Source organism: Lentzea xerophila (assembly GCF_051094245.1).
Classification (GTDB): Bacteria; Actinomycetota; Actinomycetes; order Mycobacteriales; family Pseudonocardiaceae; genus Lentzea; species Lentzea xerophila.
The window spans coordinates 1180425-1204292 of the sequence record NZ_CP194934.1; the positions used below are offsets into that span (position 1 = coordinate 1180425).

Below are 23868 nucleotides of genomic sequence, written 5' to 3' on the forward strand. Positions count from 1 at the left end.
GTGGCCGTGCCGTCACAGGCTGAGTAGCGCCGATAGCGGGCTGACCGTTGACAGATTTCCGCAGGAACTACGCTGTAAGGCATGCTCAACCGCATCGACCTGCGAGGTCGCACCACGACTCCCGCTCAGCTGCGCGCCATCGTGCCGCGCGCCGAGGTGGACGTGGACGCGGTGCTGCATCACGTGCGTCCCGTGGTGGACGCGATCGCCGAACGCGGTGTCGAGGCCGCGCTCGAGTACACGGAGAAGTTCGACCGGGTTCGTCCGGCTTCTGTCCGTGTGCCCGCTTCGGAGATCTCGTCCGCTTTGTCCTCGTTGGACCCGGCCGTGCGCGAGGCGTTGGAAGAGGTGATCGCGCGCACCCGGCGCGTGCACGCCGACCAGCGCCGCACCGACACGACCACCCAGGTCGTGCCCGGCGGCACCGTGACGGAAAAGTGGGTGCCGGTCGCGCGCGTGGGCCTCTACGCGCCCGGCGGTCTCGCCGTGTACCCGTCGACGGTCGTGATGAACGTCGTGCCCGCCCAGATCGCCGGTGTCGAGTCGCTGGTGGTGTGCTCGCCGCCGCAGGCCGAGTTCGGTGGCCTGCCGCACCCGACGATCCTCGCGGCGGCCGCACTGCTCGGCGTCGACGAGGTATGGGCCGTGGGCGGCGCGCAGGCCGTGGCGCTGCTGGCGCACGGCGGCGTGGACACCGACGGTGCCGAGCTGGCTCCGGTCGACATCGTCACCGGGCCCGGCAACATCTACGTGACGGCGGCCAAGCGGTTGCTGCGCGGCCTGATCGGCATCGACTCCGAGGCGGGGCCGACGGAGATCGCGATCCTGGCGGACTCCTCGGCCGACCCGGTGCACGTGGCCGCCGACCTCATCTCCCAGGCCGAGCACGACCCGCTCGCGGCCTCGGTGCTGGTCACCGACTCCGTCGAGCTGGCGGACGCGGTCGATGTCGAGCTCGAACGCCAGGTCATCGCGACCAAGCACGCCGAGCGAATCCGGACCGCCCTGGTGGGCAAGCAGTCCGGCGTCGTGCTCGTGTCCTCTGTGGATGAAGGCGTCCGGGTCGTCGACGCTTACGCGGCCGAGCACCTGGAGATCCAGACGCGCGACTCGCGTGAGGTGGCGGCGCGGATCCGGTCCGCCGGCGCGATCTTCGTCGGCGCCCACTCGCCGGTGTCGCTCGGCGACTACTGCGCGGGCTCGAACCACGTGCTGCCGACCGGTGGCTGCGCGCGGCACTCGTCCGGGTTGTCCGTGCAGACGTTCCTGCGCGGCATCCACGTGATCGACTACTCCGAGGAAGCACTGCGCGAGGTCGCGGACAAGGTCGTCGCGCTGGCCAACGCGGAAGACCTGCCCGCGCACGGGCAGGCCGTCACAGCGAGGTTCACCCGATGAAGCCGGTGGTGGGCGCGCGGGTGGAGCTCTCCGACCTGCCCCTGCGCGAGGACCTGCGCGGCCGCACGCCGTATGGCGCGCCGCAGCTCGACGTGCCGTATCGCCTGAACACCAACGAGAACCCGTACGCGCCGACGGACGCGCTGGTCGCCGACGTCGTCGCGGCGGTGGCGGAGATCGCGGGCGACCTGCACCGGTACCCGGACCGCGACGCGGTGGCGCTGCGCGAGGACTTGGCGGCGTACCTCACCGAGGCGACGTCGGTGCCGCTGACGGCGGAGAACGTGTGGGCCGCCAACGGCTCCAACGAGATCCTCCAGCAGATCCTGCAGGCGTTCGGCGGGCCGGGACGCGTGGCTCTGGGCTTCGAGCCGTCGTACTCGATGCACCCGATCATCGCGGCCGGCACCCGCACCGAGTGGACGCCGACCCCGCGCCGTCCCGACTTCTCGCTCGACGTGGAGAAGGCGGCGGAGATCATCGCGTCGACGCGTCCGGACGTGGTGTTCGTGACGTCGCCGAACAACCCGACCGGCCAGTCGATCCCGATCGAGGACCTGCGGCTGCTGATCGCGTCCTCGCCGGGCATGGTCGTGGTGGACGAGGCGTACGCGGAGTTCTCCTCGCAGGAGAGTGCGATCACGCTGCTCGACGAGTTCGGCTCACGGCTGATCGTCTCCCGCACGATGTCGAAGGCCTTCGCGTTCGCGGGCGGTCGCCTGGGCTACCTCGCCGCCGCACCGGCCGTCGTCGAGGCGTTGCTGCTGGTGCGCCTGCCGTACCACCTGTCGGCGCTGACACAGGCGGCCGCACGCGCGTCACTGATGCACGCCGGCGAGACCCTGGGTTCGGTCGCGAAGCTCGCCGCCGAACGCGATCGTGTGGTCGTGGCGTTGACGGACCTCGGCTTCCAGGTCGTGCCCTCGGACGCGAACTTCGTGCTGTTCGGCTGGTTCGAGGACGCACGTGAGGTCTGGAAGTCCTATTTGGACAACGGCGTGCTGATCAGGGATGTCGGAATCGCGGGTCACCTGCGGGTGACCATCGGAACGCCCGAGGAGAACGATGCTTTCCTCGCGGCCAGCAAGGAGGTCGGCCGGTGAGCCGTGTTGGCAAGGTGGAGCGCACCACCAAGGAGTCGTCGGTCTACGTGGAGATCGACCTGGACGGCACCGGCCAGGTGGAGATCAGCACGGGCGTGCCGTTCTACGACCACATGCTCACCGCGTTCGGCGTGCACGGTTGCTTCGACCTGATCGTCCGCGCCACCGGCGACACGCACATCGACGCCCACCACTCGGTCGAGGACATCGCGATCGTGCTGGGTCAGGCGCTGCGGGAGGCGTTGGGGGACAAGAAGGGCATCCGCCGCTTCGGCGACTGCTGGATCCCGATGGACGAGACCCTCGCGCACGCGTCGGTCGACGTCTCCGGCCGCCCGTACACCGTGCACCGCGGCGAGCCGGAGCAGTTCAACTCGTTCGTGATCGGCGGCAACTACCCGTTCGTGCTGAACCGGCACGTGTTCGAGTCGCTGGCCTTCCACGCTCAGATCGCGCTGCACGTGCGCGTCGAGTACGGCCGCGACCCGCACCACATCGCGGAGGCCGAGTACAAGGCGATCGCGCGTGCGTTGCGTGCGGCCGTGGAGCCCGACCCGCGCGTCGGCGGCATCCCGTCGACCAAGGGTGTGCTCTGATGCCGAAGGAAGTCGTCGTCATCGGCCTGCTGGCCCTCGCGGGCTTCCTGGCCGGTGGCGTCTACACCACGTGGAAGACCGCCAAGTTCATGGCGATCATCCTGCTGGTGCTGACCGTGGTCGCGGTCGGCGGCGCCGTCCTCTGGCTGCTCTAGCCCTTGCGGGCGAGGACCCAGTGGAACGGCGCCGGGTCCGGCTCGTGCATGGTCACCAGGTCGTCGACGACGATCTCCAGGTGCTCCGCGAGCAGGTCTCTGTTCACACCGGGTGTGTTGCTGCCGAAGAACATCTCCACGCCGAGCCAGGTCTCGGTGACGTCCGGCGTGCCGGTGCCGAGCGAGGCGAGGAACAGCCCGCCGGGCCTGAGCCAGCGCGCGATCTTCGCGAACAGCGCGGGCTGTTCGGCGCGCGGCACGGCAGGATCGAGTAGAACGCCGCGATGCCGTCGAACTCGCCGTCCGGGAAGTCGAGCACGGTCATGTCGGCCTTCTCGAACCGTGCCCGCGGCACAGTGGCCCTGGCCAGTTCCACCTGCTGCTGTGACAGGTCGACGCCGAGGACGTCGTGCCGCTCCGCGATCCGGGCGGACCAGGTGAGGTACCGCTCCGCGATGGCGTCGTAGCCGTCCTCGACGACCCGTTTCAGGCGGTGCCCAGGTAGCGGGCCGGAACGTGCTGGGTCAGCCACACCCCGTTCGTGCTCAGCCGGAACTCGTGCCCGTCCGCGTGCATCGCCTTGGCGTCCACGGTCAGGATCAACGGCCGTCCGCGCCGTGCACCCACGCGGCGTGCGGTCTCGCGGTCGGGTGAAAGGTGCACGTCGTGGCGTGACATGGGGCGCAGGCCATCACGCATGATGTCGTCCAGGTACCGCGCAACCGTGCCGTGGAACAGCTGGTCCGGCGGGACGGCGGTGGGCAGGCCGAGGTCCACCTCGACGCTGTGGCCCTGGTTCGCGCGGATGCGGTCGCCGTCGATGGTGAAGCGCTTCTTGTCGTTGCGCTCCACGACCTCGCGCAGGTCGGCGGCGGAGATGCCGAGCGCGTTCAGCAGGTCGGCCACCGGGACCCAGCCGGCGGGGTCGAGGGCGAGGCCGACGCGCTCGGGCTGGTGCCGGAGCGCCTTGGACATCCGCTTCGAGAGGCGGATAATTCTTTCGTCTTCCATTTGCTGCTCAGGAAACCACAGCGCGTCCACTCCTTTTGCGGTTTCATGGGCCGGGTGTGGCGTGAGCGGCGGGTTCTTGGCGAGCCCGAGATCTTCGTGGCCTGGCAGGAGTCGCCGGAGGACCGGGCGTTGCTGGCGATCCACGGTGGCCCGGACTGGGACCACAGCTACCTCCGCGACCCGCTCTCCGGGCTGGACTGCCGGCTCCTCCTGCCGGACCTGCGCGGATGCGGCCGCTCGGGCCGGGTGACCGAATACCACCCGGACGGCGTGGTGGAAGACCTGGTGCGCGTGCTGGGCGCGTTCGACGTCGAGCGCGCGGACGTGCTCGGGCACTCGTACGGCGGCATGGTCGCGCAACGGTTCGCGATCACCCACCCGTCTCGCGTGCGCAGTCTGATCGTGTCGGGCAGCAGCGTGTTGCCGGTCCCGCCGGACGCCTTCGAGGGGTGGTCTGAGCGCGACGAGGTCTTGGCGCGCCAGGAGGATCCGTGGCAGCGCGAGGATCTGACACCGGAGGAATGCGTGCGCGCCGAGGCGTTCGCGGCCGCGAACGCCAACATCTGGCGTGCGGCGGCGATGCCCCGTTACCTGCGGCGGCTCGAGGAGGTGCGCTTCGGCGCGGAGTGGATGCGGCAACTGCGGGCCGGCGGCCTGGTCTCACCGCGACTTCCCGACGCCGCACAGCGGATCGCGGAACGCGGGATCCCGGTGCTCCTGCTGCACGGACGGCAGGACATGACGTTCCCCGTCAGTCTCGTCGAGCCCACGCTGGAGCTGATCCCACGTGCCCGCGCTGTCGTAGTCGAGAACGCGGGTCACATGCTGCACGTCGACGAGCCCGAGGGTTATCTGCGCGCGGTGCGGGAGTTCCTAGATGGTGCCGCCCTCGAGGGCGGGCTTGAGCTTGGGAGCGCCCGGCCCGTGTGAGGCCTGCTCGTCGTCGATGTTCTGCAGGGCGCAGCTGCGCAGCGATAGGCAACCGCACCCGATGCAGCCGGTGAGCCGGTCGCGCAGGCGGTACAGGGCGTCGATGCGGGCGTCGAGCTCGGTCTTCCACGAGCGGGAGAGGCGTTCCCAGTCGGACTTCGTGGGCGTGCGGTTGTCGGGCAGCTGGGCGAGGGCGTCGCGGACGTCCTCCAGGGTGAGGCCCACGCGTTGCGCGGTGCGGATGAAGGCCAGGCGGCGCAGCACCGAGCGCAGGTAGCGCCGCTGGTTCCCCGCAGTGCGCACGGAGGTGATCAGGCCGCGGTCCTCGTAGAAGCGCAGGGCGGTGTGGGGGACGCCGCTGCGTTCGGCGACCTGCCCGATGGTCAGCATTTCCGGCAACTTGCTCACCAGATCATGGTAACCGCTTGACCTCCAGCATGGTGGAGGTTGAACAGTTGGTGGCATGCAACGGATACCAGAGCTGTTCGCGAGGATGACCGGGGACGAGAAGCACGAGTGGGCGGCGGCCTCCACGATCGACGTGCTCTGGGTCCTCTACGACAAGGTCCTCAACGTCACGCCCGCCACCGTCGACGACCCCGACCGCGACCGGTTCCTGCTCTCCAAGGGCCACGGCCCGATGGCCTACTACGCCGTCCTGGCGGAGAAGGGGTTCATCGACGAGTCCATTCTGGACGACTGGACGTCGTGGGACAGCCCGCTCGGCCAGCACCCCGACCGCGTGCTGGTGCGCGGCGCGGAGATCAGCAGCGGCTCGCTCGGCCACGGGCTGCCGATCGCGGTGGGCACGGCGATCGGGCAGCGGATCGCGGGCAGCCGCGGTCGTACGTTCGTGCTCGTCGGCGACGGTGAGCTCGACGAGGGCAGCAACCACGAGGCGATCGCCGTGGCGTCCCGGCTGCGCGTCGCGAACCTCACCGCCGTCGTGATCGACAACCAGTCCGCGATGTACGGCTGGCCGGGCGGCATCGCGCAGCGCTTCGCCGTGGAGGGCTGGCAGACCGCCGAGGTCGACGGCCGCGACCACGAGGCCATCTTCACCGCACTGACCGCGCCGCACGACCGCCCGTACGCGGTGGTCGCCAAGATCGAGAAGGGCTACTGATGACCACGATGCGCCAGGCCTTCGTCACGGCGGTCAACGACGGGATCGCCGCCGACCCGCGGATCGCCGTGGTGACCGCGGTGATCTCCAGCAACGAGTTCCCGCAGGAGAACGAACGCGTCGTGGACGTCGGAATCCGCGAGCAGACCATGGTGGGCGTGGCGAGCGGTCTGGCGTTGACGGGACTGCGACCGGTCGTGCACAGCTACGCGCCGTTTCTGGTCGAACGGCCGTACGAGCAGATCAAGCTCGACATCGGGCATCAGGACGTGGGTGCGGTGTTCGTGAGCATCGGTGCGTCCTATGACGACCCCGTGTGGGGCCGCACGCACCAGTCGCCGGGCGACGTCGCGTTGTTCGACACGCTGCCCGGCTGGACTGTTCACGTACCTGGACACCCGGACGAGGTCACGCCTCTGCTCCAGGAGGCGTTGAAGGGAGACGACCGGGTCTACATGAGGCTTTCGCTACACGAGAACACCCATGCGTACCCGGTGGGCGCGGGCTTCACGGCGCTGCGTCACGGAAAGCGCGGCGTGGTGCTCGCCGTCGGGCCGATGCTCGACCGCGTGCTCAAGGCCGTCGACTCCGAGAACGCCGACGTCACAGTGTTGTACGCGGCCACGGTTCGACCGTTCGACTCGGACGGTCTGCGCAAGGCGGTGCAGGAGACGGACCACGCCGACGTCATGGTGGTGGAGCCGTACATCGAGGGAACGTCATCTCATCTTGTGTCCGAAACGCTGCAACAAACTCCGCACCGTGTGCGTTCTATAGGCGTCAAACGACACGCAGAGCTCCGCAACTACGGCACGGCTGAGGACCATGACGCTGCGCATGACCTCGACGTGGTCGGGCTGGGGAGCGCTGTGCGGAGTTTCTTCAGGGGGTGAAGAAACATGTTCGCAGTCATGGGGGATGACTGGACCGGAGCGCCTTCGCGCGCGGTTTAGCGGTGACGTGGTGGCACGATCAGGCAGAATCCCTGGTCGTGTACCCCCCACCACGTGTGGTCATCTGGACCACCTCGGACTCGGAGTCGGCACGGGCGGAGCTGAGCAAGCGTGCTGCCCGCCCACGCCTGCTGGTGCCCGTTCCGCACGGCACCTTCGTGCTCGGCCCGGAGCCGTACACCTCCCAGACGCTGATCGACGGCCTGCGGATGGTGAAGGGCCGGCGGATCGGTCTGGTGTGGACGGAGACGACGGCGTGGCTCGTCTACTTCGACGGTGTGATCCGCGGGTGGCGTTTCGGCCAGGAGGACTTCTTCGAGCCGGACACGCCGCGACGACTGCCGGAAGGGCTCAGCTGGCTCGACGAGGCTGTCGAGGCCGTGCGCGAACAAGGCACGATCGACGGCATCGGCGCGTTGAGGACCGCGTTGGAGTCCACCGGATTCTTCTTGGACGCCGCCGCGTTGGTCAGGATCGATGGCGGTGAGGTCGACGAGGCCGTGCCGCGCCATGAGAAGAAGTGGTGGGAAGGCATCGTCGGTGAGCGCCAGGGCATGTCCGACGCACCGTGGGTCAACCCGTTCCTGCCGCTCGGCAGCATGCTGCTGATGGCCCCTGCTCTGGTCCTCCTGCTTGCGCTGCTGAAAATTCCACTCGTGGTCACGATTCCGCTGTACGTCCTGTTGGCGGCGACGTTGGTGATGTTCACGGCGACCGCGGCGGTGGTGTGGCACCGCGGCCGGCGCGCCGACCCGTTCCCGGTCCGGGACGTCCTTGGCATGTCCGCATGGGCGCGCGAGGCGCACCAGGAATGATGTCGCGCGTGAGAATGCTGATCTGGACCCCGTTGAACGCCGCCGAGCTGCAGAAGGCCATGCACAGCGGCAACGTGGGTCCCGCGGCGCTCGTCCCGGTGCAGTCCGGCACGGTGCTGCTGCCTCCTCCGGCCACCAAGCTCAACGAGGCCGCGTACATGGCGAACAAGGTGCGCAAGATCGGTGGCGGCGCGGCGCTGGCCGTGTGGAACGACGACGCCGCCCTGCTCTACCTGTTCACCACGACGCTCGGCCGCGCCTCGATGTGGGGTTCACGCGAGGCGGTGCTGCGGTTGTCGGCGCAGGCGAAGCAGTCGGGTCCGATCGGGCGGTCCTTCGACCGCGCCACCGCGGGCATGGTCAACCTGCGCGAGAAGGAGAAGTGGCAGCTCGACGCCGTCGACAAGCTGACCGCGCTGTACCCGGCGGCCAGCCGCAAGGGCGCGCTCGAACGCATCCGCGACTTCGACAACGGCGGCGATGCCATCCCCGGCTTCTTCCGCGCGGCCGGGTTGCCGGAGATCGCGCAGGTCGCCGAGCTCACGGAGCAGGGGCGGGCGGACCTCGTGCTGCGGACGCTCGAGGCGCCGCACGTGCAGAAGTGGCCCCTGGCACTGCTCTTCCCGTTGATCGTGCTGGCGGCGACGGCGACGGTCGTGTTCGACATCTCCGCGGTCGTGTACTACGTCGCCGTGGGCCTGTTCCTCGTGCTGATGGCCGGACTGATGGTCTTGCTCAGGCAGCAGCTCGTGCGCAAGAAGCCGATCAACGCCGTGTTGCCGGTCATACCGGTTACGCAGGGTGCGGTCCCGACCGACTAACCTGGTGTACGTGGCACGCGTCGTCGTACTTGACTATGGCTCCGGCAACCTGCGCTCGGCCGAGCGCGCGCTCCAGCGTGTCGGCGCCCATGTCGAGGTGACGTCGGACGCGAAGGCCGCGCGCGAGGCGGACGGCCTGGTCGTGCCCGGCGTCGGCGCCTACGCGGCGTGCATGGAAGGCCTCAACTCGGTTCGCGGCGCCCGGATCATCGGTGAGCGCCTCGCCGGCGGCCGTCCGGTGCTCGGTATCTGCGTGGGCATGCAGATCCTGTTCGAGCACGGCATCGAGCACGGCGTGCGGACCGAGGGCTGCGGCGAATGGCCCGGCACCGTCGAACGGCTCGACGCGCCGATCGTGCCGCACATGGGCTGGAACACTGTCCGCGCGCCCGAGGGGTCGAAGCTCTTCGCGGGCCTCGACAAGGACACCCGGTTCTACTTCGTGCACTCCTACGGCGTGCGCAAGTGGGAGCTGGAGGCGGCCGAGCACATCAAGCCGCCGCTGGTGACGTGGGCGGACCACGCTGGCGACGAGTTCGTCGCCGCGGTCGAGAACGGGCCGCTGTGGGCGACCCAGTTCCACCCGGAGAAGTCCGGGGACGCCGGAGCGCACCTGCTGCGGAACTGGCTGACCACCCTGTCGTGATCGCGGTGTCCGATCAGGACGCCGACGGCGGCTCGCCGCTGCTCAGGAGCACGTGGCAGCGCTCGTGCCGCGGGCAGCTAGGCTGAACGCGTGACGTTCACACTCCTCCCCGCTGTTGACGTGGCCGACGGTCGTGCCGTTCGCCTCGTGCAGGGCGAAGCCGGTACCGAGACGAACTACGGCGAGCCGCTCGACGCGGCCCTGCAGTGGCAGCGCGACGGAGCGGAGTGGATCCATCTCGTCGACCTCGACGCGGCGTTCGGCCGTGGCTCTAACCGCGAGCTCATCGCCCGCGTCGTCGGCGAGCTCGACGTGAAGGTCGAGCTGTCCGGCGGCATCCGCGACGACGCGTCGCTGGAGGCCGCGCTCGGCACCGGCTGCGCCCGCGTGAACCTGGGCACGGCCGCGCTGGAAGACCCGGAGTGGTGCGCGAAGGCGATCGCGGCGTACGGCGAGAAGATCGCGGTGGGCCTCGACGTCCGCATCACCGAGCAGGGCCACCGGGTCAAGGGCCGCGGCTGGACGTCGGACGGCGGCGACCTCTGGGAGGTCCTCGACCGGCTCGACCGCGACGGCTGCTCGCGCTACGTCGTCACGGACGTGTCGAAGGACGGCACGCTGACGGGCCCGAACCTGGAGCTGCTCAGCGAGGTCTGCGCCCGCACCGACGCCCCGGTGATCGCGTCCGGCGGCGTGTCCACTGTGGACGACCTGGTCGCTTTGTCGAAGCTGTCGCGCGACGGCGTGGAGGGCTCCATCATCGGCAAGGCCCTGTACGCCGGTGCCTTCACGCTCCCGGAAGCGCTTGCTGCGGTCCGTTGACCACATTCTCGATGTGAGCGGCCGCGGCGGCGTGCGTGACACCGGTGTTGTGCAGCACGTCGGCCGCGGTCCCTTCTTCGGCGAGCAGCACGCCGAGCAGGATGTGCTCGGTGCCGATGAACATGTGACCCATCCGCAGCGCCTCCCGCACGGCCAGTTCGAGGGCCTTCTTGCAGTGCGTCGTGTACGGCTGCTTCTCCGGACGCTGCTTGGCCTCGTTGTCGAGCCGGTTGAGCGTCGCGATCCGCGTGCTGCCGTCGCCTGACTCCAGCTTCGCGATGGTTTTGGCCGCCAGCCCGCCCGACTCGTCGAGCAGCCCGAGCAGCAGGTGCTCGGTGCCGATCCGCTCGCTGAACCGCGCGTGGTGGCGAGCCAGCGCGACGACCCTCCTCGACCGCTGGGTGTAGCGGTCCATCGACGGCTTGGACAGTTCCGGCGACTCCCTGGGCACGAACCGCTTCTGCGCGGCCTGCTTGGTGACGCCGAGACTCTCGCCGATCTCGGCCCAACTAGCCCCGCCACGTCGTGCCTCGTCGACGAAGTGGCCGATCAGGTGGTCGCCGAGCTCGTTGAGCTGACCGCTCATCTCGACGGCCTTCGCGAGGCGCACGAGGGCGTCGTCTGCTTCTCGAGCGACCGTGACGATGAGGTCGGTCAACTGGATCACGTGTCAACTCTAGGTTGACGCCTGATGGCTGGTCAACCTCGGGTTGACGCTCAACGTTGACTCAACGTGTACCGCCCGCCGTCGATATGGAGTCAACATTGATGGTCAGTGATCAACGTTGATAGGCAGGATCAATGTGCACAGTGACAACGTTGTCATGCGTGCGCAGGCGACACCCTGCAGGCGCGAACGAAGGTCAACCGGTGGTGGCGGCTCGGCGGCTCGGTCGGTGGATGACGGCCAGGCCGTGTGGCGCGACTTGGGGCTGGGGCGGCGGCCTGGTCGATGGCGCGCTTGGGTCGGCGGTCGGTGGCCTGGTCGACCGTGGTCGGCCTAGTCGGTGCTGGCTGGTGCCGGGCTGCTCGGCGGTGACGGCCTGGTCGGCCTAGTCGGCGGTGTGGCGTGGTTCGTCCAGCTAGTGCTGGCGTCCAGTCGGCGGTCGTCGGCCGGCGGTGCTGGTCACCCAGCGGCGCCGCCGCGGGGCGGCGTTGACAGGACTCGACCCAGATTGATCGAGCACCTGTCCACGTTGACAAGGCGGCCCGTCCACGTTGATGCCGGCCAATTCATGTTGACCGGCGAGGTCCATGTTGATTTCTGGCAGCGTCAACGTTGAGTCAATGTTGATTCGGCGTCGTCGATGTTGACCAGCTTGGATCAACGTTGACCGGTCAACCCGCCGCCGTGATCTCGATGCCGACCGTGCCCGCCCGCCCGCGCCGCAGCTTGCTGCCGGTCATCGTCAGCCAGCCCATGAACCGGTACTTCTTCACGATGCGCGCACGCACGTCGTCGCTGGCGTCGTCGTCCAGCAGGCGGGCGTGAGCCTTGATCGACGAACCCTTGGGGTTGCCGCGGAAGTCGCAAGGTCCGATCTCGACGTCGCCGCTGCGCCGGATCCGCTTGACCTTGCCGGTGTCCTTGGCGCTCCAGGCGTAGATCACGTCGTCGGTCGGGCCTGGGGCGACCCAGACCGGTGTGGGTACCGGGGTGCCGTCCTTGCGGAACGTCGTCAGCAGCAGGTAGTTGCCACGGCCCAGTTCGGTGATCATGGCGCCGTAGCGTAGTCCGGAAAGGCTGCTTGTAGGCTTTCCCGCATGTCAGTCGCGGTCCGTGTCATCCCCTGTCTCGACGTCGACCGGGGTCGGGTGGTGAAGGGCGTCAACTTCACGAACCTCGTCGACGCGGGCGATCCCGTCGAGCTGGCCAGGGCGTACGACGCCGAGGGTGCCGACGAGCTGACGTTCCTCGACGTGACGGCCAGCAGCGGTGATCGTGAGACGACGTTCGACGTGGTCCGGCGCACCGCCGAGCAGGTGTTCATCCCGCTCACGGTCGGTGGCGGCGTGCGCAGCCCGGAGGACGTCAACAAGCTGCTGCGTGCCGGCGCGGACAAGGTCAGTCTCAACACCGCGGCGATCGCGCGGCCCGAGCTGCTCAGGGAGTGCTCGGAGCGGTACGGCGCCCAGTGCATCGTGCTGTCGGTCGACGCGCGGCGCGTGCCCGGTGGCACCGGCTTCGAGGTCACCACGCACGGCGGGCGCACCGGCACCGGCATCGATGCCGTCGCGTGGGCCGCGAAGGGTCAGGAGCTGGGCGTTGGCGAGATCCTGCTGAACTCGATGGACGCCGACGGCACCAAGGCCGGGTTCGACCTCGAGCTGATCGAGCTGGTGCGGCGCGAGGTCGACGTCCCGCTGATCGCGAGTGGTGGCGCCGGGGCGGTCGACCACTTTCCGCCGGCTGTCGCCGCGGGCGCGGATGCCGTGCTGGCGGCCAGCGTGTTCCACTTCGGGCAGCTTCGCATCGGCGAGGTCAAGGACGGCCTGCGCCAGGCGGGTGTCGTGGTGCGGTGAAGCCGGTCGAGGTGCGGGTGGCCTCGGCGGTCGCGTTCGGCGGCGCGCTGGTGTTCTTCGCGGTCGGGCTGGTCATGTGGCGCTTGACCGGCGATGCGGACGTGCTGAAGCTGCCGTCGTTCTTCGCGCTCGTCGAACTGCCCGTCGCGGCGGCGTTGCTGCTCAGGCTGCGGTTCATGCACTACCCGGCGATGCTCGTGTTCGTCCTCGTCGCGCTGCTGCACCTGGTCATCGTGCTCGCCGAGGGACCGGCGTGGGCTCGTGTCGCGTCCGGCGTGCTGTCCGCCGTGCACATCTACGGCGTGGTCCTGCTCAACACCGGACCCGCTCGTGAACACCTGGGAGGACCCCGTTGAGCAGCCCGCTCGATCCCGCCGTCGCCGCGCGGCTCAAGCGCACCCCGGACGGCCTGGTGTGCGCGGTCGCGCAGCAGCGCGGCACCGGTGAGGTGCTCATGGTGGCGTGGATGGACGACGAGGCGTTGCACCGCACTCTCACGACCCGCCGCGCGACGTACTACTCGCGCAGCCGCCAGCAGCTGTGGGTGAAGGGCGAGACCTCCGGGCACACCCAGTACGTGCACGAGGTCCGGCTCGACTGCGACGGCGACACGCTGCTGCTGACCGTCGACCAGGTCGGCGCCGCCTGCCACACGGGCGACCGCACGTGCTTCGACGCCACGGTGCTGCTCGCCGACGCGTGACGCATCGGCGCTAGATCACGATGATGTCGGTATGGCTGACTTCACGGTCCGCGTCGAGGCGTCGGGCGAGAACCTGGCTCAGGTCACGGCGGAGCTGCTCGAACTTCTGACCACCGCCGTGCGCCTGGACGCCCGGCCGGCCACTGGACCGGCGCCGGACGGGTCGAAGTCCGGTACCGGCCTCACGATCGGCGAGCTCGTCGTGAGCGGCGCGCTGTCGGCGACCACGGTGCGCGCCGCGTCGGCCGTCCTGGTGTCGTGGCTGCAGGGCCGGGCGGAGCGCAAGGTCACCTTGAGGTCCGGCGACGGCGAGATCGTCCTCGACGGCACCCCGACGCCTGCCCAGCAGGCCGTGGTCGAGAAGTGGCTGAGTGAACTCGGATGAGCCGGCACGCGCTGCTCGTCGCGGTCGGTGACTACGAAGATCCTCGCCTCAACGCCCTGCGCGCGCCGCAACAGGACGTGACGCGCCTGGCCGCCGTGCTGGAGGACCCGGAGGTCGGCGGCTTCGACTCCGTGCGAGTCGTCGTCGACGCTCCCGACCACGAGATCCGGCGAGCGCTCGAGGACACGCTCGCCGAACGCGGCGCGGACGACCTCGTGCTCGTCTACTTCTCCTGCCACGGCATCAAAACCCCGCAGCAGCGCCTGTACTTCGCGGCCACCAACACCCGGCAGGACCGTCCGGCGGGCACGGCCGTGGCGCGGACGTTCGTCAACGAGCTGTTCGAGGACTGCCGCGCGGCGAGCCGGGTTCTGCTGCTGGACTGCTGTTTCAGCGGTGCGTACGGCAAGGGCATCAAGGCGTCCGTCGGCGGATCGGTGCTCGACGACCGCGGCGGTGAGGGCTACCTCGTGCTGACCGCGTCGAACGCCTTCGAGTACGCCTTCGAAGAGGAACGGCTTTCGCTTGAGGCGCCTCAAGCTTCCGTCTTCACCGACGTGTTGCTGCAGGGATTGTCCAGCGGTGCGGCCGATCTGGACGGCGATGGCTGGATCGACGTCCAGGAGCTGTTCAACTACGTGCACCGCGAGGTGACCGCACGCCGCCGCGACCAAACGCCGAAGTTCTTCGCGCACGGCGCGGATGCCGCGATCCGGATCGCACGGGCCGGCGGCTCGCGGCTGGTGCCCGCGCAGGCCGTCAAACCGCTGTACACGCCTCAGCAGATGTTGGTGGCACGCGGTTTCCGGGCGGCCGCCGAACCGATCTGCCGGACGCTGGGACCGTTGGGGCGCCGGTCGGTCGTGCTGCGCGAGGACGGCCGGTACGTCGAGCTGGCCGAGGCGGCGACGATCGCGGAGGCGTTCCGCGTCTCCGATCCGCGCGACGAGCTGGGGGCGTCGTACGTCCGCGAAGTGGTCCGGCAGGTGCACCAGCACGTCGGGGACGGTGCGGCGACGGCGGTGGTCATCGCGCAGGCGCTGGTCGAGAACCTGCTGGAGGCCCTGCGGGCGGGCGCCCACCCGATCCGGTTGATGCGCGACCTGGACGCGGCGTACGAGGCCGTGTGGCAGCACCTGGCGGACAGCCGGCGGGTGCTCGGCACCGCCGACGAGGTCGTCGAGCTCGCCACGTCGTCGTCCGACCAGGAGATCGGGGAGCTGATCGGCAGGGCCGTGTCACAGGTCGGCTGGGACGGCACGCTGATCGTGGAGGAGAGCAACAGGCTGGGGCTGGGGGTGGAGCTGACCGGTGGCTTCCGGTTCGCCGGCGGGTACCTGTCCGGCTACTTCCTCACCGACAGCACTCGCCAGGTGGCCGAGCTCGAGGACGCTTACGTGCTCGTCTGCTTCGACGAGATCAGCACGGTCGCACCTCTGGTGCCGGTGCTGGAGAAGGTGATGAAGGAGGGCCGGCCCCTCCTGGTGGTCGCGCACGACGTCACCGGGGAGGCGCTGGCGACGCTCGTGGTCAACAAGGTCAGGGAGACGTTCAAGTCGGTCGCGGTGCGCGGGCCGAGCACCGCCCCCGAGATGGACCGGCTCGCGTCCGTGCTGGAGGCGCGGGTGCTCTCCGCTGACATCCTCCACCGAGCCGAACTGGCCTGGCTGGGGAGAGCGCGCAAGGTCGTGGTGAGCGAACACGAGACCGTCGTCGTGGTCGACGGCGACTCCGAGGACTCCCGCGTGGCCGTGCTGACGGTCGGGGCGTTGAGCGAGTCCGCGCTGGCTGAACGGCGCCGGCGAATCGAGCGTGCGGTGCTCACGGTCCGTCTCGCGGTGGCCGAGGGTGTGGTCGAAGGCGGCGGTGTCGCGCTCGCCCGCGCCGCGGACGCCCTGGACGGCACCGTTCCCGCTCACGCCGCACTGGCCGACGCGCTGCGGCAGCCGCAACGGCGTCTCGCGCTCAACGCGGGCCTTGACTCGCCGGAGGAGCCGGAGACGCCCGTGCTCGACTCGGCGCGGGTGCAGACGGCGGTCGTGGACGTCGCCGTACGGACCGCCAAGCGGTTCCTGCTGCTCGGGTGACGCGGTCAGTCCAGGTCGCCGGTCAGGTACCGCTGCAGGTTCGGGGCGATGGTCCTGACCAGCGTGTCGACGTCGACCGATGCCAGCGGCTCGAACCGCACGACGTAGCGGACGATGCCGAGTCCGACCATCTGGGTCGCGCACAGCGTCGCCCGCAGCTCGTGCTGCTCGGAGCCGATCTCCGCGAGCACGTTCCTGAAGATCGCGTTGACCAGGAACGACTTCAGTGCGCCCGCCACCTCCGGCTGGCTGGTGACGCTGCGGATCAGCGCGGTGAACGTGCCGCCACCGGTCGCGTCCCACACGGTCACGAAGGTGCGGACGATGCGCTCGCCCGCTTCCTCGACCGGGCCGTCGAGCAGGCGCTTGAGGATCTCGGCCGGGTCGAACGGCAGCTGCAGCACGGACTGGGCGAACAGGCCCTCCTTGCCGCCGAACCAGTGGTTGACCATCGCGGCGTCCACGCCCGCCTTGGCGGCGATCGCGCGGACGGTGGCACCGTCGTAGCCCTTCTCGACGAACACCTCGCGGGCCGCGGCGATCAGCGCGGCCCTGGTGTCCTCGCCCGCGGCGCGGCGGCCTCGCCGTTTCTGGTTGACTTGCTCCACACGGGCCATAGTTCAACAGATGTTGAATTTATGCAACAATTGACGGCATGGTGAGCGTCATCGGGGCTGTGGCCGCCGCAGGTCTGGGGGCCGTGAGCCCCACGCGTGAGGAGTTCCGCGAACTCGCGGTCAACCGCCGGGTCATCCCGGTGGTGCGCAAGCTGCTCGCGGACGCCGAGACCCCGGTCGGCCTGTACCGCAAGCTCGGGGCCAATCAGGCCGGCACGTTCCTCTTCGAGTCGGCGGAGAACGGGCGGTCCTGGTCGCGCTGGTCGTTCATCGGCGTGCGGTCGACGGCGGCGCTCACGGCGACGGGCGGTGAGGCGTTCTGGACGGGCACGCGGCCCGTCGGCCTGCCGGACGGTGGCGACCCGCTGCAGGCCCTGCGCGAGACCATCGAGGTGCTGCGCACGGACCCGTTGCCGGGGATGCCCCCGCTGACCGGCGGCATGGTCGGCTATATCGGTTACGACGCGGTGCGGCGGCTGGAGCGGTTGCCCGTCATCGCCGAGGACGACCTGAAGATTCCCGAGCTCGTGATGCTGCTGGCGACCGACCTCGCCGCGCTCGACCACCACGAGGGCACCGTCACGCTCATCGCGAACGCGATCAACTGGGACGACTCGCCCGAGCGGGTCGACGCCGCGTACGACGACGCGGTGCGCCGCCTCGACGAGATGACGACGGCGCTGCACACGCCCGCGCCGCCGACCGCGGCGGTGTTCTCGCGGCCCAAGCCCGAGTTCCGGCGCCGGCGCTCGCAGGCCGAGCACTTCGCGGCCGTCGAGAAGGCCAAGGAGGCCATCCGGGCGGGTGAGGCGTTCCAGATCGTGGTGTCGCAGCGGTTCGAGATCGACACGGACGCCGACGCGCTCGACATCTACCGGGTGCTGCGCGCGACCAACCCCAGCCCGTACATGTACCTCCTGCGCCTCGACGGGTTCGACATCGTCGGGTCCAGCCCGGAGTCGCTGGTGACGGTGCGCGACGGCAAGGCGACCACTCACCCCATCGCGGGCACCCGGTGGCGCAGCGAGGACCCCGAGGAGGACGCCCTGCTCGAGAAGGACCTCCTCGCGGACCACAAGGAGCGCGCCGAGCACCTGATGCTCGTCGACCTCGGCCGCAACGACCTGGGCCGGGTCTGCAAGCCGGGCTCGGTGCACGTCGTCGACTTCTTCAAGGTCGAGCGGTACAGCCACGTCATGCACATCGTGTCGACCGTGACCGGTGAGCTGGCCGAGGGGAAGACGGCCTACGACGCGGTCGCGGCCTGTTTCCCGGCCGGCACCCTGTCCGGTGCGCCCAAGCCGCGCGCGATGGAGCTCATCGAGGAGCTGGAGCCCACGCGGCGCGGCCTCTACGGCGGTGTCGTCGGCTACTTCGACTTCGCCGGTGACGCGGACACGGCCATCGCCATCCGTACGGCACTGGTGCGCGACGGGGTGGCCTACGTGCAGGCCGGTGGCGGCATCGTGGCCGACTCGGACCCGCTGGCCGAGGACAACGAGTGCCTGAACAAGGCGGGCGCGGTGCTGGCCGCGATCGCCACCGCGCAGACGATGGCGCCCGCAGTTGAAAGCTAGCCGCCTGCTGTGGATCGCCGCGCTCCTGCTCGTGGGCGCGGCGGGTGCCTTCTGGGGCGCCGGCTCGGTGCCGGTCGCGCTGCTGAGCCTCGCGGCCGTCGCGGCGGTCGTCGCGCTGAGCGGGGTGCCGCGCCGGGTCCTCGGCGCGCTGCTGGTCGTGGTGGGCGTCGCCGGGGCGTTCACCGGCCACTGGCTGGCGGTCGTGGGCGGCGTGCTCGTGGTGGCCTCCGGCGTGCTCCTGGTAGCGCTCGGGGCCCGGATGCCGAAGATCGGGGTGGGTGGGCAGAAAGCCCGCGCGCACGACCCGGAGACGGACATGTGGCGCGCGCTGGAGCGCGGAGACGACCCGACAGACGATAAGACCCCCGGCGGACCGTCCTCGAACGAGTGAAGATCATCCATCCACGTTCACGCATGTGACACGTGCACAACCTTGGTTAGCTGCGTTGACACTTGAACCCCGGTGGCTGGGGCGTTACTCCGCCGGGGTTAGCATCCCCGTAGCGGGAAGGGGAGCAAGACTGTGACGGTTCTCGAGTCGATCCTCGAAGGTGTGCGTGAGGATCTCGCCGCTCGTGAGGCCCAGTTGTCCTTCGACTACGTCAAGGAGCGCGCGGCCAAGACCGCCCCGCCGCTCGACGTGCTGTCGGTGCTGCGCGGGCCGAACGTGGGCGTGATCGCCGAGGTCAAGCGCCGCAGCCCCTCCAAGGGCGCGCTGGCGGAGATTCCGGAGCCCGCCGAGCTCGCGTCCGCGTACGAGGCGGGCGGCGCGTCGGTGATCAGCGTGCTGACCGAGCAGCGCCGCTTCGGCGGGTCGCTGGCGGACTTCGACGCGGTCCGCAGGGCGGTGAAGATCCCGCTGCTGCGCAAGGACTTCATCGTGTCGCCCTACCAGGTGCACGAGGCGCGGATGCACGGCGCGGACGTGGTGCTGCTGATCGTGGCGGCGCTGGAGCAGAACGCGCTCGTGTCGCTGCTCGACCGGGTCGAGTCCCTCGGCATGACGGCGCTCGTCGAGGTGCACACGGCTGAAGAGGCCGACCGTGCGCTCGAGGCGGGTTCGACGGTCATCGGGGTGAACGCGCGCAACCTCCACACGCTGGAGGTCGACAAGGATGTTTTCGGCAGGATCGCCCCGGGACTACCCTCCGAGACGATCAAGATCGCCGAGTCGGGTGTGACCGGCCCCGGCGACCTGATGTCGTACGCCGGCGCCGGTGCCGACGCGGTGCTCGTCGGCGAAAGCCTGGTGACCAGTGGTGACCCCAAGGCCGCCGTGAACAAGCTCGTGACCGCGGGCTCACACCCCGCGTGCCCCCGGCCCAGCCGGTAGGGCACCGCGACCAACAGCGTCAGAGGAGTTACCCGATGGGCCAGTTCACGCCCACGCCGCACGATCCCGACGCGCGTGGCCACTTCGGCCCGTGGGGAGGCAGGTTCGTTCCGGAGGCCCTGATCGCCGCGGTGGACGAGTTGGCCGCCGAGTACGACAAGGCGCGGCTCGACCCGGAGTTCGTGAACGAGTTCAAGCGGCTGCTGAAGGACTTCGCGGGCCGGCCGTCCCTGTTGACCGAGGCCCCGAAGTTCGCCGAGCACGCCGGGACGCGGGTCTTCCTCAAGCGCGAAGACCTCAACCACACGGGTTCACACAAGATCAACAACGTGCTCGGCCAGGCGTTGCTGACCAAGCGCATGGGCAAGAAGCGCGTGATCGCAGAGACCGGCGCCGGCCAGCACGGTGTCGCGACCGCCACCGCGTGCGCGCTGCTCGGCCTCGACTGCGTCGTCTACATGGGCGAGGTCGACACCGAGCGGCAGGCGTTGAACGTCGCCCGCATGCGCCTGCTGGGCGCCGAGGTCATCCCGGTGAAGTCCGGCTCGCGCACCCTGAAGGACGCGATCAACGAGGCGTTGCGCGACTGGGTCACCAACGTCGACGAGACGCACTACCTGCTCGGCACCGCGGCGGGCCCGCACCCGTTCCCGCTGCTGGTGCGCGACTTCCACCGCGTCATCGGCATCGAGGCGCGCGAGCAGATCCTGGAGAAGGCGGGCCGGCTTCCCGACGCCGTCGTCGCCTGCGTCGGTGGCGGCTCGAACGCCATCGGCATCTTCCACGGCTTCATCGACGACCTCGACGTCCGCCTCGTCGGTGTCGAGCCCGGCGGTTCCGGCCTCGACAGCGGCAGCCACGGCGCGACGCTGACGGCCGGTACGCCCGGTTCGCTGCACGGCGCGATGTCGTACGTCATGCAGGACGAGGACGGCCAGATCACCGAGGCGCACTCGATCTCCGCCGGTCTCGACTACCCCGGCGTGGGCCCGGAGCACTCGCACCTGAAGGACATCGGCCGCGCCGAGTACTTCCCGGTCACCGACGCCGAGGCCATGGAGGCGTTCGCGCTGCTCTCGCGCACCGAGGGCATCATCCCGGCCATCGAGTCCTCGCACGCGCTGGCGGGCGCGCTGAAGCTCGGCCCGTCGCTCGGACCGGACGGCCTGCTGGTCGTGAACCTCTCCGGTCGCGGCGACAAGGACATGGACACGGCCGTGAAGTACTTCGGCCTCGCTGACGGGGGACAGGCCTGATGTCGTTGTCCGACGTGTTCTCCGCCGCGCGTGCCGAGTCGCGTGCCGCCCTGATCGGCTACCTGCCCGCGGGCTTCCCGACGGTGTCAGGTTCCAAGGACTACCTCCGTTCGATGGTCGATGCCGGTTGTGACCTGGTCGAGGTCGGCCTGCCGTTCTCCGACCCGGTGATGGACGGCCCGACGATCCAGGCCGCCGCCGAGCAGGCCCTGTCCGCGGGATTCCGCGTGCGGGACCTGTTCGACGTGGTGTCCGCCGTCTCCGACGCCGGTGGGCGTGCGGTCGTGATGACGTACTGGAACCCCGTCCTGCGCTACGGGGTGGACGCGTTCGCCCGTGACCTCGCCGCCGCGGGTGGCCTCGGACTGATCACGCCCGACCTCGTCCCGGACGAGGCCGGCGACTGGATGGCGGCCTCCGAGGCGCACGGGCTGGACCGCACGTTCCTGGTGGCGCCCTCGTCGACCTCCGAGCGGATCGCGATGACCGCGCGGGCGTCGTCCGGATTCCTCTACGCCACCGCGGTCATGGGCGTCACCGGTGCCCGTGACGTGGTGTCGTCCGACGCTCCCGCGCTCGTCGCGCGGGTCCGTGAGCACACCTCGATGCCGGTCGGTGTCGGGCTGGGCGTGCGGTCCGGTGCGCAGGCGGCCGAGATCGCCGGGTTCGCGGACGGCGTCATCGTCGGGTCGGCGTTCGTGTCGGCCGTGGCCGAGGGCGACGCTGCCGTGCGCGCGTTGGCCGCTGATCTGGCCAAGGGCGTGCGGTCGGCGACCGCGACCGTCTGACTCCTCTCTCGGGTGAAGCCGCTCGGCCCTTTTCGGGCCGAGCGGTTTTGCGTTGTGCCGGCGCGGTGATGAACGTGCCTCCTTTCGGAGTCCTTGATGTTGCTCCGACAGCATGACATGGATTCGAACACCTGATCGAGTGAATCCGCGTCGATTGGGGCCAAAACCCCCTTTGGTTGTCGGTCTGACCTGCGATCGTGGTGTCATGCACAAGCCAGCTACTCGTCCGGCGTGCCACACTGGTACTCGCCGGGCGGTTTTCGGAGGTGATGCCCTGTGGCGGCTCCAGCAGAAGCGGCACCAGCCGACTACCTGTTGCCGAGGCACGTGGGCCCCTGGTCGCTCGACGACGTCCTGTCGTTGCCGGAGGACAACAGCCAACGTGTCGAACTGGTCGACGGGATGCTTCTCGTGAGCCCGCTGGGGTCGTACCGCCACCAGCAGCTCGTGGGGCGTGCGTACGGAGCCTTGGTCGGCGCTTGTCCGGTCGAGTTGGAAGCGACGATCGAGCTGAACGTCCTGCTCTCCAGTGGACGTCTGGTGATTCCCGACTTCACCGTCGTCAGGCCGCGCGAAGCGGGCGTCATGTTCCCCGTCTCCGACGTGGTGCTCGTCGGCGAGGTGTTCTCGCCGAGCACGCGCCTGAACGACGAAGGCCTCAAGCGCGGGCTGTACGCCAGGGCGGGTATTCCCTACTACCTCATGGTCGACCCGAGTCGGCAGGTGGTCGAGGCCACGCTGCTCGAACTCCAGGGCGACCAGTACGTCGAAATCGCGACCAGCGCCGACGGCGTGCTGCAGGCCGAGCGGCCGTTCCCCGTCACCATCAAGTTCTAGCCGTAGAGCCACTCCAGTCGTTCGTGCAGGTCGGCCACGGTCCACGAGGCGAACATCGCGTCGCGGGCCTCCGCTGCCCCGTCGGCTGGGTGGTAGACCTCCCTGCCCATCAGCCGTGAGACGTGGTGGACGCGCGCGGTGCGCTCCGAGCGGAGCGACACGTACCGGGCGAAAGAGCCGGCCACGTCGCGGGGGTCGAACACCGAGGAGAGGCAGACGGCGTCCTCCAACGCCTGGCAGGCTCCCTGGGCGGCGTACTGCAGCACGGGATGGGCGGCGTCCCCGAGCAGAACGACCCGCGAGTCCTGCCACGTCGTGATCGGCGCGCGGTCGCACAGCACCCACGCCCGCCACTCGCCAGCAAGCTCCATGATCCGCGTCGCGTCGTCGCACAACGGCGTGAAGTGCCGCAACACCTCGGCGTGTTCGACGGGCTCGCCGGTCATGGGTGTGGTCGCGCCGTTGTCGATGGTGGCCACGAGGTTCACGTACCGGCCACCGGCGATCACGTACCACACGACGTGATAGCGCGGCCCGGCCCAGAGCGTGACGACGTTCTCCTGCAACGAGCGCGGCACGTCCTGAGCGGGGATGACCGCGCGAAAGGTCGTGTGCCCGGACACCTGCGGATCCCCGTCGCCCACGAGCTGCCGCCGCACCGCCGACCGTAACCCGTCCGCGCCGACCATCGCCTCACCGTGCACGAGGTCGCCCGACCGCAGTACCGCCGTGACCCCGCCGACGTCCTGCGTGTACGCCGCCACGCCGCTGTTCACCCGCAGGTCGATGCGCTCATCGTCCTGGCAGGCGTCGAGCAACGGCGTGAGGACGTCGTCGCGATGCACCACCGCATAGGTACCGAACCGCTGCCGGAAACCTTCGTCGATCGGTAACCCGGCGATCTGCCGACCGGAGACCCCGCACCGCAGCCGCAACTCGTCCACGTGCACGGCGCGCGCCCGCACCACCGGCCCCACGCCCAGCGCGTCGAGCATGCGGAACCCGTTGGGCCCGACCTGGATGCCCGCGCCGATCTCCTCGAACGCCGCGGCGGCCTCGAGGACCGTCACGCGCTGCCCGGCCCGCGCGAGCCCGAGGGCCGTCGCCAGCCCACCGATACCGCCGCCGACCACCAGGACCGTCATGTCCGACCTTTCGCGCGTCCGCCAGAGCCCGCGTCCGAGTATCTCGGCTCAGCGATCACGAACCCACGGGGTCGCGAGCTCGGCCCGGTCGCGAGGAGTGCGGTGCCCGTTGGCGCGCCGAGACCGTCCGGCAGGGATTCTCGAGCGCGCCGACTTCGCCCATTCAGGGGCCGGCAGGGTTCGGGCTCGATAACGATCGCGCGTCCCAACGGGACGCTCACAGGGCGACCGGTACGGTGGG

29 protein-coding genes and 1 pseudogene are annotated in these 23868 nt (G+C 69.7%); 22 read left to right on the forward strand and 8 right to left on the reverse strand.

What is annotated here, in order from left to right; translation table 11 throughout:
- Positions 1 to 81: 81 nt before the first annotated feature.
- Genes hisD through ACRSBM_RS05870 form a run of 4 tightly spaced genes read left to right on the forward strand, consistent with a single transcriptional unit; the run spans position 82 to position 3252 of the window.
- On the forward strand, positions 82 to 1398 hold the full coding sequence (hisD, locus tag ACRSBM_RS05855; protein ID WP_434440451.1) for a histidinol dehydrogenase: 1317 nt from the start codon (positions 82 to 84) through the stop codon (positions 1396 to 1398).
- Positions 1395 to 2501 carry a histidinol-phosphate transaminase gene (locus ACRSBM_RS05860; RefSeq protein WP_434440453.1) on the forward strand — a complete coding sequence of 369 codons (1107 nt, stop codon included), beginning with the start codon at positions 1395 to 1397 and terminating at the stop codon, positions 2499 to 2501. The genes hisD and ACRSBM_RS05860 overlap by 4 nt, the downstream gene beginning before the upstream one ends.
- Entirely contained in the window at positions 2498 to 3097 is a 600-nt protein-coding gene (hisB, locus tag ACRSBM_RS05865; RefSeq protein WP_030471230.1) for an imidazoleglycerol-phosphate dehydratase HisB, read from the forward strand. Before ACRSBM_RS05860 ends, hisB begins: the two co-directional genes overlap by 4 nt.
- Positions 3097 to 3252 carry a hypothetical protein gene (locus tag ACRSBM_RS05870; protein WP_360041591.1) on the forward strand — a complete coding sequence of 52 codons (156 nt, stop codon included), beginning with the start codon at positions 3097 to 3099 and terminating at the stop codon, positions 3250 to 3252. Before hisB ends, ACRSBM_RS05870 begins: the two co-directional genes overlap by 1 nt.
- Here ACRSBM_RS05870 and ACRSBM_RS05875 read toward each other — a convergent pair.
- The 3 genes and pseudogenes from ACRSBM_RS05875 to ACRSBM_RS05885 all read right to left on the reverse strand — a co-directional run bounded on the left by ACRSBM_RS05875 (position 3249) and on the right by ACRSBM_RS05885 (position 4263).
- On the reverse strand, positions 3249 to 3512 hold the full coding sequence (locus tag ACRSBM_RS05875) for a hypothetical protein (RefSeq protein WP_434453500.1): 264 nt from the start codon (positions 3510 to 3512) through the stop codon (positions 3249 to 3251). The two genes, ACRSBM_RS05870 and ACRSBM_RS05875, sit on opposite strands and share 4 nt — an antisense overlap.
- A 56-nt stretch (positions 3513 to 3568) precedes the next feature.
- Positions 3569 to 3784, reverse strand: a pseudogene (locus tag ACRSBM_RS05880) (hypothetical protein); the annotation flags it as partial.
- Entirely contained in the window at positions 3739 to 4263 is a 525-nt protein-coding gene (locus tag ACRSBM_RS05885) for an RNA 2'-phosphotransferase (RefSeq protein WP_434440455.1), read from the reverse strand. The gene ACRSBM_RS05885 and the pseudogene ACRSBM_RS05880, both read right to left, overlap by 46 nt.
- A gap of 54 nt (positions 4264 to 4317) precedes the next feature.
- On the opposite strand from ACRSBM_RS05885, the gene ACRSBM_RS05890 reads away from it, so the two are divergent.
- A complete protein-coding gene (locus ACRSBM_RS05890; protein ID WP_434440457.1) occupies positions 4318 to 5193 on the forward strand; it encodes an alpha/beta fold hydrolase in 876 nt (291 codons plus the stop codon).
- Here ACRSBM_RS05890 and soxR read toward each other — a convergent pair.
- A complete protein-coding gene (gene soxR / locus ACRSBM_RS05895) occupies positions 5137 to 5583 on the reverse strand; it encodes a redox-sensitive transcriptional activator SoxR (protein ID WP_434452983.1) in 447 nt (148 codons plus the stop codon). The genes ACRSBM_RS05890 and soxR overlap by 57 nt on opposite strands.
- A 73-nt stretch (positions 5584 to 5656) precedes the next feature.
- Here soxR and ACRSBM_RS05900 point away from each other — a divergent pair, with 73 nt between their 5' ends.
- The 6 genes from ACRSBM_RS05900 to priA all read left to right on the forward strand — a co-directional run bounded on the left by ACRSBM_RS05900 (position 5657) and on the right by priA (position 10376).
- Positions 5657 to 6319, forward strand: coding sequence for a thiamine pyrophosphate-dependent enzyme (locus ACRSBM_RS05900; protein WP_434440458.1), 663 nt, complete (start codon positions 5657 to 5659; stop codon positions 6317 to 6319).
- Complete coding sequence (locus ACRSBM_RS05905; RefSeq protein WP_434440460.1) at positions 6319 to 7212, forward strand: transketolase family protein; 894 nt, start codon at positions 6319 to 6321, stop codon at positions 7210 to 7212. Before ACRSBM_RS05900 ends, ACRSBM_RS05905 begins: the two co-directional genes overlap by 1 nt.
- 98 nt (positions 7213 to 7310) lie before the next feature.
- Entirely contained in the window at positions 7311 to 8087 is a 777-nt protein-coding gene (locus tag ACRSBM_RS05910; protein WP_434440462.1) for a hypothetical protein, read from the forward strand.
- An 8-nt stretch (positions 8088 to 8095) separates the two neighbouring features.
- Entirely contained in the window at positions 8096 to 8908 is an 813-nt protein-coding gene (locus ACRSBM_RS05915; protein ID WP_434440464.1) for a hypothetical protein, read from the forward strand.
- 10 nt (positions 8909 to 8918) lie between these two features.
- Entirely contained in the window at positions 8919 to 9554 is a 636-nt protein-coding gene (gene hisH / locus ACRSBM_RS05920) for an imidazole glycerol phosphate synthase subunit HisH (protein ID WP_434440466.1), read from the forward strand.
- 90 nt (positions 9555 to 9644) lie between these two features.
- Positions 9645 to 10376 carry a bifunctional 1-(5-phosphoribosyl)-5-((5-phosphoribosylamino)methylideneamino)imidazole-4-carboxamide isomerase/phosphoribosylanthranilate isomerase PriA gene (gene priA, locus ACRSBM_RS05925; RefSeq protein WP_434440467.1) on the forward strand — a complete coding sequence of 244 codons (732 nt, stop codon included), beginning with the start codon at positions 9645 to 9647 and terminating at the stop codon, positions 10374 to 10376.
- On the opposite strand, the gene ACRSBM_RS05930 is transcribed toward priA, so the two are convergent.
- Both ACRSBM_RS05930 and ACRSBM_RS05935 read right to left on the reverse strand, forming a co-directional pair.
- Positions 10342 to 11043 (reverse strand): Clp protease N-terminal domain-containing protein, encoded by a 702-nt coding sequence (locus ACRSBM_RS05930; protein ID WP_434440469.1) that lies wholly within the window; start codon positions 11041 to 11043, stop codon positions 10342 to 10344. The genes priA and ACRSBM_RS05930 overlap by 35 nt on opposite strands.
- Positions 11044 to 11714: 671 nt before the next feature.
- Positions 11715 to 12095, reverse strand: a complete 381-nt coding sequence (locus tag ACRSBM_RS05935; RefSeq protein ID WP_434440471.1) for a PPOX class F420-dependent oxidoreductase — start codon at positions 12093 to 12095, stop codon at positions 11715 to 11717.
- Between the two features lie 45 nt (positions 12096 to 12140).
- On the opposite strand from ACRSBM_RS05935, the gene hisF reads away from it, so the two are divergent.
- From hisF to ACRSBM_RS05960, 5 genes are read left to right on the forward strand one after another with little or no spacing between them, the layout of a single operon-like run.
- The gene (gene hisF / locus ACRSBM_RS05940) at positions 12141 to 12899 is read left to right on the forward strand and encodes an imidazole glycerol phosphate synthase subunit HisF (RefSeq protein ID WP_434440472.1); all 759 of its coding nucleotides are present in this window, start codon (positions 12141 to 12143) and stop codon (positions 12897 to 12899) included.
- Complete coding sequence (locus ACRSBM_RS05945) at positions 12896 to 13255, forward strand: hypothetical protein (protein ID WP_434440474.1); 360 nt, start codon at positions 12896 to 12898, stop codon at positions 13253 to 13255. Before hisF ends, ACRSBM_RS05945 begins: the two co-directional genes overlap by 4 nt.
- Positions 13252 to 13602 (forward strand): phosphoribosyl-AMP cyclohydrolase, encoded by a 351-nt coding sequence (hisI, locus tag ACRSBM_RS05950; RefSeq protein ID WP_434440476.1) that lies wholly within the window; start codon positions 13252 to 13254, stop codon positions 13600 to 13602. The genes ACRSBM_RS05945 and hisI overlap by 4 nt, the downstream gene beginning before the upstream one ends.
- Before the next feature lie 31 nt (positions 13603 to 13633).
- Positions 13634 to 13987, forward strand: coding sequence for a hypothetical protein (locus ACRSBM_RS05955; RefSeq protein ID WP_434440478.1), 354 nt, complete (start codon positions 13634 to 13636; stop codon positions 13985 to 13987).
- Positions 13984 to 16074, forward strand: a complete 2091-nt coding sequence (locus ACRSBM_RS05960) for a caspase, EACC1-associated type (RefSeq protein ID WP_434440480.1) — start codon at positions 13984 to 13986, stop codon at positions 16072 to 16074. The genes ACRSBM_RS05955 and ACRSBM_RS05960 overlap by 4 nt, the downstream gene beginning before the upstream one ends.
- A gap of 5 nt (positions 16075 to 16079) precedes the next feature.
- Here ACRSBM_RS05960 and ACRSBM_RS05965 read toward each other — a convergent pair whose 3' ends face one another.
- Positions 16080 to 16691, reverse strand: a complete 612-nt coding sequence (locus tag ACRSBM_RS05965) for a TetR family transcriptional regulator (RefSeq protein WP_434440482.1) — start codon at positions 16689 to 16691, stop codon at positions 16080 to 16082.
- A 38-nt stretch (positions 16692 to 16729) separates the two neighbouring features.
- Here ACRSBM_RS05965 and ACRSBM_RS05970 point away from each other — a divergent pair, with 38 nt between their 5' ends.
- From ACRSBM_RS05970 to ACRSBM_RS05995, 6 genes are all read left to right on the forward strand, one after another.
- Positions 16730 to 18268: an anthranilate synthase component I gene (locus tag ACRSBM_RS05970; RefSeq protein WP_434440484.1), complete on the forward strand. Its 1539-nt coding sequence runs from the start codon at positions 16730 to 16732 to the stop codon at positions 18266 to 18268.
- Positions 18258 to 18659 carry a Trp biosynthesis-associated membrane protein gene (locus tag ACRSBM_RS05975; protein ID WP_434440486.1) on the forward strand — a complete coding sequence of 134 codons (402 nt, stop codon included), beginning with the start codon at positions 18258 to 18260 and terminating at the stop codon, positions 18657 to 18659. The genes ACRSBM_RS05970 and ACRSBM_RS05975 overlap by 11 nt, the downstream gene beginning before the upstream one ends.
- 132 nt (positions 18660 to 18791) lie before the next feature.
- Positions 18792 to 19601 carry an indole-3-glycerol phosphate synthase TrpC gene (trpC, locus tag ACRSBM_RS05980; protein WP_434440488.1) on the forward strand — a complete coding sequence of 270 codons (810 nt, stop codon included), beginning with the start codon at positions 18792 to 18794 and terminating at the stop codon, positions 19599 to 19601.
- A 35-nt stretch (positions 19602 to 19636) separates the two neighbouring features.
- Positions 19637 to 20857 carry a tryptophan synthase subunit beta gene (trpB, locus tag ACRSBM_RS05985; protein ID WP_434440490.1) on the forward strand — a complete coding sequence of 407 codons (1221 nt, stop codon included), beginning with the start codon at positions 19637 to 19639 and terminating at the stop codon, positions 20855 to 20857.
- Positions 20857 to 21645 carry a tryptophan synthase subunit alpha gene (gene trpA, locus ACRSBM_RS05990; protein WP_434440492.1) on the forward strand — a complete coding sequence of 263 codons (789 nt, stop codon included), beginning with the start codon at positions 20857 to 20859 and terminating at the stop codon, positions 21643 to 21645. The genes trpB and trpA overlap by 1 nt, the downstream gene beginning before the upstream one ends.
- A 276-nt stretch (positions 21646 to 21921) precedes the next feature.
- Positions 21922 to 22482: a Uma2 family endonuclease gene (locus ACRSBM_RS05995; protein WP_434440494.1), complete on the forward strand. Its 561-nt coding sequence runs from the start codon at positions 21922 to 21924 to the stop codon at positions 22480 to 22482.
- Here the strand turns inward: ACRSBM_RS05995 and ACRSBM_RS06000 are convergent.
- A complete protein-coding gene (locus ACRSBM_RS06000) occupies positions 22479 to 23627 on the reverse strand; it encodes an FAD-dependent monooxygenase (RefSeq protein ID WP_434440496.1) in 1149 nt (382 codons plus the stop codon). The two genes, ACRSBM_RS05995 and ACRSBM_RS06000, sit on opposite strands and share 4 nt — an antisense overlap.
- Positions 23628 to 23868: the final 241 nt, after the last annotated feature.